Origin of the sequence: Metamycoplasma sualvi, from assembly GCF_045276925.1 — a bacterium.
In the GTDB taxonomy this organism is placed as follows: Bacteria; Bacillota_I; Bacilli_A; order Mycoplasmatales; family Metamycoplasmataceae; genus UBA710.
In genome coordinates this window covers 661,883-674,077 of record NZ_CP174167.1, presented here as the reverse complement: position 1 = coordinate 674,077, position 12,195 = coordinate 661,883, and the positions used below count along the sequence as shown (strand labels likewise).

General features: G+C 20.8%; 11 protein-coding genes. 3 read left to right on the top strand and 8 right to left on the bottom strand.

The features are described 5' to 3' along the window. Positions 1-22 precede the first annotated feature (22 nt). Positions 23-931: a glycosyltransferase family A protein gene (locus tag ACJA29_RS03270; RefSeq protein WP_406602464.1), complete on the top strand. Its 909-nt coding sequence runs from the start codon at positions 23-25 to the stop codon at positions 929-931. Here ACJA29_RS03270 and ACJA29_RS03265 read toward each other — a convergent pair. The 3 genes from ACJA29_RS03265 to alaS are packed head-to-tail and all read right to left on the bottom strand — an operon-like array spanning position 928 to position 5,593. Then, a complete protein-coding gene (locus tag ACJA29_RS03265) occupies positions 928-2,523 on the bottom strand; it encodes a hypothetical protein (RefSeq protein WP_406602463.1) in 1,596 nt (531 codons plus the stop codon). The genes ACJA29_RS03270 and ACJA29_RS03265 overlap by 4 nt on opposite strands. 26 nt (positions 2,524-2,549) lie before the next feature. After that, entirely contained in the window at positions 2,550-2,969 is a 420-nt protein-coding gene (gene ruvX, locus ACJA29_RS03260; RefSeq protein WP_406602462.1) for a Holliday junction resolvase RuvX, read from the bottom strand. After that, positions 2,960-5,593: an alanine--tRNA ligase gene (gene alaS / locus ACJA29_RS03255; protein WP_406602461.1), complete on the bottom strand. Its 2,634-nt coding sequence runs from the start codon at positions 5,591-5,593 to the stop codon at positions 2,960-2,962. Before alaS ends, ruvX begins: the two co-directional genes overlap by 10 nt. Positions 5,594-5,692: 99 nt before the next feature. Between alaS and ACJA29_RS03250 the strand changes: the two genes are divergently transcribed. Both ACJA29_RS03250 and ACJA29_RS03245 read left to right on the top strand, forming a co-directional pair. Next, positions 5,693-6,733 (top strand): hypothetical protein, encoded by a 1,041-nt coding sequence (locus tag ACJA29_RS03250; RefSeq protein WP_406602460.1) that lies wholly within the window; start codon positions 5,693-5,695, stop codon positions 6,731-6,733. Then, positions 6,721-7,446, top strand: a complete 726-nt coding sequence (locus tag ACJA29_RS03245) for a sugar phosphate nucleotidyltransferase (RefSeq protein WP_406602459.1) — start codon at positions 6,721-6,723, stop codon at positions 7,444-7,446. The genes ACJA29_RS03250 and ACJA29_RS03245 overlap by 13 nt, the downstream gene beginning before the upstream one ends. A gap of 436 nt (positions 7,447-7,882) precedes the next feature. On the opposite strand, the gene ACJA29_RS03240 is transcribed toward ACJA29_RS03245, so the two are convergent. The 5 genes from ACJA29_RS03240 to ACJA29_RS03220 form a co-directional block, all read right to left on the bottom strand. Next, the gene (locus ACJA29_RS03240) at positions 7,883-8,218 is read right to left on the bottom strand and encodes a hypothetical protein (protein ID WP_406602458.1); all 336 of its coding nucleotides are present in this window, start codon (positions 8,216-8,218) and stop codon (positions 7,883-7,885) included. Between the two features lie 71 nt (positions 8,219-8,289). Beyond that, complete coding sequence (locus ACJA29_RS03235) at positions 8,290-8,631, bottom strand: hypothetical protein (RefSeq protein ID WP_406602457.1); 342 nt, start codon at positions 8,629-8,631, stop codon at positions 8,290-8,292. A 30-nt stretch (positions 8,632-8,661) separates the two neighbouring features. Beyond that, positions 8,662-9,099 (bottom strand): glycosyltransferase, encoded by a 438-nt coding sequence (locus ACJA29_RS03230; RefSeq protein WP_406602456.1) that lies wholly within the window; start codon positions 9,097-9,099, stop codon positions 8,662-8,664. A gap of 224 nt (positions 9,100-9,323) precedes the next feature. Further along, on the bottom strand, positions 9,324-10,913 hold the full coding sequence (locus ACJA29_RS03225) for a glycosyltransferase (protein WP_406602455.1): 1,590 nt from the start codon (positions 10,911-10,913) through the stop codon (positions 9,324-9,326). A 623-nt stretch (positions 10,914-11,536) separates the two neighbouring features. Next, complete coding sequence (locus ACJA29_RS03220) at positions 11,537-12,073, bottom strand: histidine phosphatase family protein (RefSeq protein ID WP_406602454.1); 537 nt, start codon at positions 12,071-12,073, stop codon at positions 11,537-11,539. Positions 12,074-12,195: the final 122 nt, after the last annotated feature.

Genomic DNA, 12,195 nt, shown 5'->3' with positions numbered 1-12,195 from the left:
TAATAAAATATTTATAAAGATTATGGATTTAAAAGTATCAAATAAAAGAAAACCTATTATTTCAATTATTATAAGTTCAGATAATGATTGTGAAAGATTAAAAAAGTGTATAAATTCATTTCTTTCATTAGATAAAAAAATTAAAAATGTTGAGTTTATTATTATTAATAATTATTCAAGAAATAGAATTTTAATGCAATCAATTCAAGAATATGTTTCTACTTTAACAAAATATAATATTGTTTATTATCAAACTCAACAAAGATTAACATCATCACAAATTAAAAATTTAGCACTAGATTTTCAAAGAGGATATTGATTATTTTTTGTAGATTATTATGAAATTGCAACACCTAAATTCATTGAATTTTTAAAAAAATTTAAATTTGATATTTATACAGATTTTTATCGTTTACCAATATTAGATGAAGAAAGAAAAAAAATTAAGATGGGTTTTTTATGGAAATCAAGATTTTTTTCTACTGCTCCTTCAACAATTATTTTTAATCAAGAATATATAGAAAAATATAATATTAGATGAGAAAATGAGATAAATTATGAAGACACTTTAATTGTACTTTCTAAAATTTATTCAACTAAAAATGTAAATTATGTTAATTTACCAAAACAATATTCAGTTATCAGAAGTTTTTATTCATACAAAAAAGATCATATATTTTCATCTTTTAAGGAAATTTACAAGATATATGAAGTGTTAATGGATAATAAAGAAAAAAACTATAAGCAATTTATCATTTTGTTATTTTTTAATTATTTTACTGAAATTCAAAATACAAAAGAATATAAGCAAATTTGTATAGATATTAAACATATTATGAAAAAAAGCAAAATTTATCATTATCATTATTTCTTTTTAGGATTTAGACTGTATTTTAAAACTTTTACATTTAGATGAAAAATGACTTTTTAAACTTTTTTCTTTTGCATGTATTTAATTATTGAATTAATTTTTCAGAATTTTTTTCCTCTTTTTAAAATATTAGTATTATGTTTATGTGTAAGAATAATAATAAATTGATTAATAATAAAATTATATTTCATTAAAAAATCTATTTCATTACTAATATTAAATTCTAATAATATTGTTTCATTTTCATAATTTTTATTTTTTTGATCTGAAAATTCAAAAGTCATATTAAATAATTTATGAATTTTAGCTAAAGCTAATTCATACGAAATGTCTATTAAGTATTTATTTTGATAATCATTTGGTCCATACATTTTTGTCAAAATATTTAATAGAGCATTTATGCTCCCATATTGATTAATATAATTATCAATGATATTAAGAATTTTTAATAGGAAAAGATATATAGAAAATTCTTGATTAATTTTTTTACCAAAAGCATATTGATTATAATCATTTCAAAACAATAAAAGCATTTCTTCTTGCAAAAAATTATTATTTGTTATTTGTTTAAAATGTAATTTATATTTATTAATCAAATTCACCATGTTAGTATGAGGACTACCATTTGAGGCAATAAAAATATCTAATAATTTTTTTTCATTTTTATATAGATCATCAAAAAAACTATTTAAAAATATTAAAGAAAGCAAACTAGGGTCGATGTATATTGCTTTAGTTTTTTCAATTGCAAACAAAAATAATTGAGTTCCTTCAGCGTTGAAACAAATTAGCAAGTTTGCTTTATTTAATTTGGCAAACAATATTTCCTTTCAAAAATATTTTTTTATATACTTATATGAAATAGTTTTTTTGCAATTTATATTAATTGTTTTATTTTTTATTTTGTTATTAACAACATACGGAAAATCTTGAGTACCTAAAAGTTTTGTTAAAACTTTTGTAATACCATTTGATCGATTAGAAATTGCTACTTTAGTTTTTTTAGTTAAAACTCTAGAATCAAATAATTTATTCATTTTATCAACAAAAATTTTTATAAGTAATTCATTATCAAAAAATGATAAATTTTCTTCTGTAGCTATAGAAACATCATTAAGATTTTTATCAATTTTTTGAATTATATTTACTAATATTTCATTATTGATTTTTATTCCTTGATAATCATATAAATTAATATTAAGAATATTTGGATTAAATATAGATTGAGATATATGAATTGCCCCTAAGGGATTAATTTTTTTAATAGAAGATAGAACAAAACTTTTATCAAATCCTTCATAATTATTAAAAGTAATAAATTTAATATTTTTATTATTAATTTTCATTAAATTATTAATAATGTTAGTACAAACAACAGAACCATCGGAAGAAATTGCAAAATAATCATTATTATTTTCTTTGTCTAATATCTGAATAAAAATATCTACAATTTTTTTTACTATAACACTATTAATTTTTGAATAACCAATTCCATATTCTCCATATATTGAATTATCTGAAACACGAAGATCTTGATAGAAATTATTGATAAATTCTTCATCAAAGTTTTGATTTTTTTTTACATATTTTTTAGATAATTTATCTTCTGAAAATAAATCATTTCATTTTTTTATTTCTTCATTAAAACTCATGATAAAAATATTATATAAATTAATAATTAATATCTATCCATATAATCTTCTAAAATTTTTTGAGCTGCCAAAGCATCTTTTCTTTCTTTTTTTTGTTTAATTGATAATTTCATTTCTGTCATTATTTCTTTAGATTTTTTTGTTGAATATTTTTCATCAAATAAAATGATAGTAATATTTGGTAGTTCTTTTTGTAAAAAATCATAAAATTTTAAGATTATTTTCCCGGTGTTAGAAATGGAATTATCAAGATTGGTTGTGATACCTAAAATAATTTTTTCAATAGGTTTATATTCATCAATAATTTTTTTTATTTCTTCAGTTATAAAAGAAAAGTTCAATTCCTTGTAAAAAATTGTTTTTAAGGGCTGGGCAATAATTTTTAATGGGTCAGAAATAGCTATTCCACTTTTTTTAGTACCAAAATCTATAGCAATTAATCTCATTCTTTAATTTGATCTAAGTTAATTTTTTGATTAGTTACACCTTGTCAAATTAACTTATTACCTCCACCTTTGACTGGTAAATTATTTTTATGGATTCAATTTAACACATCATGATTTTTAGATGTGATTATAATTAAAGATTTATTATTTTCAAATTTAGATAATAATACAATAATATTGTTTGGATTAGCTTCTCTGAATTTTATAGCAATATCTTTTATATAATCTTTATTTACATTATTAGCAAATAATATGTTATTTACTTTTTCTGTTTCTATTTTAATATCATCAATGTTTGCTTTTGATTTATTCAATGTTTTGATTTCATCGCTAATTTTTTGTATAGCAATTTGAATTGAAGATAATTTTTCTTCTAAATTTTCCTCTGTAAATGAAAAAGATAATGGTTTATTAGCAACATTTTTTTCTTTATGTATTTTTAAGTATTTGTTATAAAGTGCATTATATGTCTCTTGATATTTTTCAATTTCATTTTTATAATAATTTTTAATTGCATTAAAAGAAGTAATTGCTCTTAAACGATATTTTCCTACTCCCTTAGAATCGACGCTGATAATTTTATAATCTTCAATATCTTGTGTTTTATCAACGTGAGTACCACCACATAAATCAATAGTTATTGTAGGAAAATCAACTATTCTTACTTTGTTAGAATCAAAATATTCTGTTTCTTCTATTGTCATAATAGCATTTCTTTTTTTAGCATCTTCAATAGTTGTTTCAATGTATTCTCTTTTTACATTTTTTTTAATAGCATTTTGTACAAATTGTTCAATTTGTTTTATTTCATCTTCAGTAGGTTTGTGATTTAAAGGAAAATCAAAAGTTAAACGATCTTGATTATTATCTGAACCTAATTGCTCTATTTCTTCTCCATAAACATGTCTTAAAGCAGCAAAAGATAAATGAGTAGCTGAATGATTTCTCATTAAGCAAAGTCTATTAGCCTTATCTACAAAGACATCAATAGGTTTTTTAGCATCTACATTACCTTTAACAACATGGATATGATTATTATTTTTATCTTTGAAAACATCAATAAGTTCAATTGTGTTATCATCTTGTTTTAAATAACCTTTATCATGTAATTGACCTCCACTAGTAGCATACAAAGGGGTTTCATTTAAAATTAAATAATAAGTGGAATTTTCATTATTTTCTATATTACCATCATCTTTTGGCACTAAATATAAAATTTGAGCACCTATTTTTTCTAAATTATCATATCCAATAAATTTACTTATATTTTCATTAATAGATGCTAAAGAATTAATTTGTAAATCAAATTTATTAGTAATAGATTTTGATCTAGATTTATTAACATGCTCATCTTTTAATTTGTTTAATTCTTCAAAATTTAAATCTAAGTCATTTTCAATTAAAATATCATGAGTCATTTCAATAGGAAAACCAAATGTTTCATACAATTTGAATGCTATTTTAACATCAAACAATTTTGATTTAGTTTTACTAATTTCTTCTTCTAAAATTTTTCTGCCTTGTTCTATTGTTTTTGAAAATATTTCTTCTTCATCTTTAATAATTTTAGAAACTTTATTAATATCTATATCAAAAATTAATGAGTCTTTTACAACAGGAACCAATTTATATAAAAAAGTTTTTTGATCAATATTTAATTTTTTACCTGCATAATAAGCTCTTCTTATTAATCTTCTAATAATATATCCTCTTTGAGTATTAGAAGGTTTTTCGCCATCATTAATTGCATTAGTAACTGCTCTCATATGATCTGCAATTATTTTAAAATTTTTGTTAATTAAATTTTGGTCTTTATTTTTTTTAAAATAATTTTCAATATCGTATTTTAAATTACTTAATTTTTCTACTTCATAAATAATAGGTAAAAATAAATCTGTATCAAAATTTGTAGGTCCATTTTGTAAAATAGAAACAATTCTTTCCAAACCGGCACCAGTATCAATATTTTTTTGTTTTAGTTCTTCATATTCATCATTACCTAAATTATTGTATTGAGAAAATACAATGTTTCATATTTCAATAAAACGATCATTTTCAATATCATTTGCAATTAATTCAACACCTTTTTCATGATATTTGCTTCCTCGATCATAAAAAATTTCTGTATTTGGACCACAAGGACCTGATCCTACATCTCAAAAATTCAATTCTCTAGAACCGGCAATTAAATGATCTTCTGGATAACCCAAAGACAATCATTTATTTTTTACTTCTTGATCTTCTTCATAATATGTTATGTAAATTTTATTTTGATCTAATTCAAAAACTTTAGTAACTACTTCATGAGCAAATTCTATTGCTTCTTTTTTAAAATAATCTCCAATAGAAAAATTACCTAGCATTTCAAAAAAAGTGTGATGTCTTGCAGTTATTCCTACATTTTCAATATCATTAGTTCTAATACATTTTTGTGAATTCACCAACCTATTTGCTGGAGGTTTTTTCTTTCCTGAAAAATAATCTTTTAATGTAGCAACTCCAGAGTTTATTCATAGTAAAGAAGGATCATTTTTAGGAATTAATGATTTTGATTCTACAAATAAATGTTTCTTAGAAACAAAATAATCTATCCAAGCTTGTCTAATTTCTTTTGAACTTTTCATATATAAATATTAAATATAAATCAATTATATTTTAAATTATCAATATTAAAATATAATTCATTCATAAATATTTTTATATTATTATAAAATAATGGTTATATGTCAAAAATAAATATTAAAAATATTAGATATTTTAATAATATCAACATTGTAGATAATGGAAAAAATGTTGTCAAATCTTATATAGATGATAATGAATATTATAAAAATAAATTTTATGATGAGATTGTTTGAATGATTAAATCTCAATATTTAATTCCACACAATATTCCTAAAATCCATGATTTTTCTTTGTCTTATGATGATTTGTGAATTAAATATGAAAAGATTGAATATAAAACTTTACATGATTTGTTTGTAAGTGGAAAGAAAATAGATTGAAATCAAGTTGTAGATGGATATAAACAATTCATTAATGATTGTAAAAAAATAAAACCAGAAATTTTTATTAAACAAGATTGATTTAATAAAGCCATAGATTTTTATTTAGAAAGGACATATAATAATTTATTAAAAATCCAAGATAAAGAACAATTCAAAGGTTTTTTTGAATATAATCATGTTTTAATTAATGATAAAGAATATCCATCTGTTAAATTAATTTTGGATTTATTAAAAGATAAAATATCCAAATTAAGAGAAAATTCATTAAAAGAAAGTGATTTATTTTATCAATTAGTAAATATTAATCAAGAAAGAATTTTTTTAACTCACTTAGATCTAATATTTGGCAATATATTTTTTGATGATAAATCTAAAAAAATTAAAGTAATAGATCCTAGAGGATCTTTTGCAGATTCAAAAGATTATGGAGATATTTACTATGATTATGCAAAAATTTATCAATCAATTTATGGTTTATATGATTTTATGGTGGAAGATCAATTTAGCATAGAGAAAACTGAAGAAAATCATTTTTATTTTAAAATTAAGGTAACTAAAAATTTGAAATCAATTAGAGAAGCATTTAATAAATTATTACCAAATAAAGAAATTGATGTTATCAAGCTATTAGAGTCTCTTCAATTCTTTGCAATGACACCAGCTCATAATGACAATGTAAATAGACAAATAGTTCAATTGTGTACAGGAATTAAACATTTATATGAAATATTGGATGTAAATGTATGAGAAAAATAATTATATCAGCTGCAGGTTCGGGGAAAAGATTTATAGATCATGGAATTAAAATTCCAAAATATAAAATTATTGCCAATCAAAAATCTTTGTTTTATTGAGCTTTAATTTCTTTGAAAAATTTTTTTAATTATGAATTTATTTTTATTTTTCGCAAAGATAATTATGATGAAACATTTGTTAAATTAGAATTAAAACAATTAGGTATCATGAATTATAAAATTCTTGTATTAGAAAAAGAAACTTCAGGACAAGCTACAACAATTTTTTTGGCTCAAGATTTTTTAAAAGATGATGATGAGATTTTAATTTACAATATAGACACACATATCAATTATCAATCATTAAATGAAAATATATTTAAAGATGATGGATGCATTGTAACAACAAATGTACCAGGAAATAATTGATCTTTTGCTAAAGTAGAAAATGGGAAAGTGACCGAAGTAAGTGAAAAGATAAAAATTTCTGACCACGCATCAGTTGGATTATATTATTTTAAAAAGTGAATGGATTTTAAAAATGTTTTTGTAAATCATCAAGAAGAAATCATTAATAAATATAAAGAAGTATATGTATGTCCAATGTATCAATATTTAATTGATAATAATAAAATAATAAAAATATTTGAAATAGATAATAAAGATTTTATTTGTTTAGGAACACCTCAAGAAGTAAAATTGTTTGATTCTCAATGAGAAATTAATAATAAATAAACATGATTTTATCTTTAAATTTTTATTCATAATTATCTTATGATTAATCTGAAAGTTAAAGAAGAGCATATTTTTGTTATAAATAAAAATTTTGATTGTAAAGTTACCAAATTAAATACCAATAATTCCTTGATGTAATCAGTTTATCACAATTTGAATATAGGATGTGGTTCTTTTTGATTAATTAATTCATAATATTTTTCAAGCTCTTGTTTATTGATAATATATTCCAATTTATATTTAGAAGGATTTTGCAAATAACTTTCAGTATTGATGACCAATGAAATTAGATCACACTTTTCTTGATTTAATTTGTTTAATGATTTGCCTTTAGGGATGAATTTTTAATTTGTTTATGTTTTTGTTCTATTGTTCCTTTTTGTCATGAAGAATAAGCATTAGTTGCATATCATTTGATATTTAATAAGTGTAATCTTTAATTTTCTAAACCATTATCAGATGTAATTGATTTAACTTTTGTTGGCATTTTTTTTAAATTATTTCTTACAGCTGTTAGAAATTCTGTGCTTGTTTTTGGTTCATATAAACTTATTGATAACATTCTAGATTTTCGATCAATCATTGTTGATAAATATTTACTATCTCCTTTGCAACCCTCAACTGTATCAATCTCATCATCACCATATCTTCCTCTATCATTTATTATTTTTAATCGCTCATGAATTGGAGTCGTAATAAATCTTTTAGTTAGTAAAAATGGTCTTTTTTGATATTTTCCATATTTTAAATAAGGAAATATTCTCAATGTCACTCCATATCACTGACCATTTTTAATTAATCAATAAATATGTTTTGATGAATAATATTTATTAAATTTTTCATTTATGAGTTTTGATAAAGTTTTAGCAGAAGTTTATTTCGTGTGCTCTTTGCTGTCTTTTTTGCAAATCTTGCAACTTGATAATGTTTTTCTATTTCTCTTTGTTTTTTTGTTTTTCTATTTTCATTTCTTTTGTTGTTTATTCTATTCAAATAAATATTTAAATCATAATAAAAAATTTTAAATGAATATTTCCCTTTCTTGTAATACGTATAAGTTCTGGTGCCATTTAGAATTTTTCTTATTGTTTCACGTGAATAGTTGGTAATTTTAGCTATAAAATGATATCTTTGCATCATTGGTTTGATGTATGAATCATTTGCAATATTTGATATTTCATTCATTGTATTAAAAATAACATTAATTTTTTCTAATTATTTTTCACTAATATTGATATATTTCACATAATTTATTTGTCGTTTTCGTTTTTTTATTATTGGTAATTGTTTTGGTAACTTTTTAACAAAATTCTTATCAATTATAACATCAAAATCAGCAATTAATAGATAATCAAAATTAACTTTAGCATATTTTAAAAAATGATTTAGATTATCTGCTTTATTTACACTAGGACGTTTTAAAGAATGATAATTTACATTATATTTCTTGCAAAATGCTTTTATTTCTTTGATTTTTTCTTTATCGCTTGAACCATCACTTATTCAATATTCAATATTTTGATATGTTTGTTGCATGTTATGCAACATTATTTCTTCTCAAAAATCATTATGTGTTGTGTAAACATAAACTACTTTAGGAAGGTTAGAAGGTAATTTTGTTGTTGTTTGTATTTCATTAACTTCTTTCATCATTAATGAATAGCATTTTTTAAATAATCAAAAATTAAAAATATTATTAAATATATATAAAAAAGTAAGATAACAAAAAAGAATTACTAGATTCAAACTGTAGTAATCTACGTTAGAATTCATAAAAATAATAAATGAAAAAAATACATATACAAATAAAATAAAACTTGTAATTTTAATTACAAATGATTTCCAATAACTTGCTTTTGCAAAATAATCTTTTACCTTTAAATTAATCATTTTTCACCCGATCTAAAATTACAATAAGTATTAGTGCAATAAACAAAATCTTTTTTATTGTAATTAATATTAGATTTAATATGACCACATCAAGTTAATATTAATAAACTAATATCGAAAAATAAAATGTAACCTAAAATCACGTTGAAAAATACATATAAATAAAATCAATTTACATTGTATTTATCTACGCCAAAATAGAAAAATAGTAAGTTAAATAAAGTAATTGCAAAAACTGATAAAGCAATTGATAATCAAATTCATTTTAATTTGATTTTTGATATACTTTTATCAAATGATTTGTATTTATTAAAAAACAAAGAATTAACTCATTGAAATAACAATCAAGTTAGTAAACAAATTCCATAAAATGGTTGTAAAAAAGTTTTCTTAATTTTGTCTGTTTTTGTTATTTTGGATAAAAAATATCCTTTTATAATCAAAACTATAATTAAATTAATTAAAATATTTAAAATAAATGTAAGAAGCAATGGATTATTAATAACAATTTTTCAATTAATAACAAGAATAGATAAAAATACTCCTGAAATAATAAAACCTAAAATGAAGAAAAAACCTAAAAATAAAGTAGCAAATTCTGTATTGTTTTGTTTGTCATATTTTGTATTATATTTAACAAAATGCTGTTCTTTTTGATATTTAATTCCTCAAGTAAATAATCTAGAAATTCGATTTAAATTATGTCAAATAGTTTTATCAAATGATTGCATAGCAACATTTAGCGGTGAAACAATTCCTACTCAAAAGTTTTTATTTGCAAATTTTTCTAAATATCAATCTTCTAAATTAGAATCTGGAAATTGAAAATTATTTTCTAATAATAATTTAGATGATATTAAACAACAAGCTGAATATAAATTAGGAGAAGAATTTCAAGAAAAATTTTTAATTTGATCTCCAAGAATATATTTTTCATTATCAAAATGTAAAAAAGCATTAGTAAAAACATTATCTCCTCGATAATTCATTAAAGTAGAAGAAACATAACCTAAATTTAATGCTCTATCTGAATAAAACAATTTAAGAGAATTTTCAACAAATGTTTTTTCAAATGCAACATCAGGATCACCTATTAATAAATAATCAAATTTTGTTTTAGCATGTTTTAAAAAATAATTTAAATTATCAGCTTTTGATTTAGATAGATAATCCATAATGATAATTTTCACTTTATGCTTTTTAGCAAAAGCTTTAATTTCATCTAAATATTGATCATTAGGATCACCAACAGAAATTCAATATTCAATATTAGAATATGTTTGTTGCATATTTTGCAACAATCTTTCTTTTCAAAAATCATTATATGTTGTATAAACATAAACAACTTTAGGTAATTTTTTAGGAAGTCTAACATTTTTGATGATATTTCGAAATTCATAAATCATCATTTTTCTTCATTTAATATTTTTAACAAAGAAAATAATGTAGCTTATAGATGATGAAGTTATTAAGATGGAAATTAAACAAATATTAATTAAATTAGCATTAATATTTTTATTAGATATTCAGATTAAATTAGTGACTAAACCAATAATAAAGCATGGAATAATAATCAATATACTATATATATATATATATATATAGAAATGAATTTTGTTTTCTTATTCTTTGTTTCTAAATAAAACATATAATTATTTTATATTAAAACTTTATATTCTAATTCTTTTTCAAATATAAATTGAAGTTTCATATAATTTAGTTGTCCTTTTTCGTTTTTTTATATTTTACAAGGACAGTCAGAGAGAAATCTCTAGTTTTTTATTTATCGGTATTCATTTTGGTAACTTTACAATAAAAATTTTGATCAAAAAGCATTATTACAAAATAAAAAATAGTCATATTCTAATGTAGATTATTATGTTTTAGATTTATTATAAAAGTTTTTTGCAATAACAATAAAATGATTTATTGTAGAGAAAATGTCAATAACATTAGTAAAAAAAATATGATTTTATAGCATGAATAGAAACAAATATAGAAATGAATTATATTAAAATAATTCAAATTTTTTTATTCAAATATTTCTTTAAGACTTGATATATAGAAGATAAAAAAATTATGTTTTTAGAAGAAATTTAATATGAGAAGTTGATGATTATAAAAAACCAATCTTAAATATGAACAAGAATAGTAAAAATCATTTGTTATTTGGAACTAAACATTCTTGAATTCATCTTCATTAAATTTCATATTCATAAATGTGAGCATTAATGGGAGCTTCAGCAATTAATTCTTTTTTTGTCTCTTTAGAAGAAAAAAAAGAAATTAAACGCCCAACTCAAGAATGAGAAACAATTAATATTTTTTTATTAGAATCATTGTATTCAGATTTTAATTCCAATAAAAAAGGTTTAATTCTTAAATAATACATATCTTGGATCTTTTCTACATTTTGATTTAAATCAGTATTTAAAACTCAATTAGATAATATTTCTTTTTCACCTTCTTGCACTTCTTTAGATTCTAAATTTCCAAAATCTCTCTCTAATATTCTGCCATCACAAATAATGAAATTATTACTATTTTTAAAAACACAAGCTGTTTTAAGAGTTCTTTTTGTTGGTGAAGTAAAAATAACATCAAAAAAATAATTTTGTTTTGCTAATTGTTTTAATTGTTCCATTCCCTCATTTGAGAGATCTAAATCACCTCTACCCTGTCATCTATTCTGAGTATTAGAATCAGTTTTTGCATGTCTTAAAAAATAAATTTTCATAATAAAGTAATAATATAATGATATTACAATATTATATTATTTCATATATGTTTTATTTAAAAGCAAAAGATGAACAAAATAAATTTAATATTATATTTAACTCAGTTTATAAGTTTTCTATT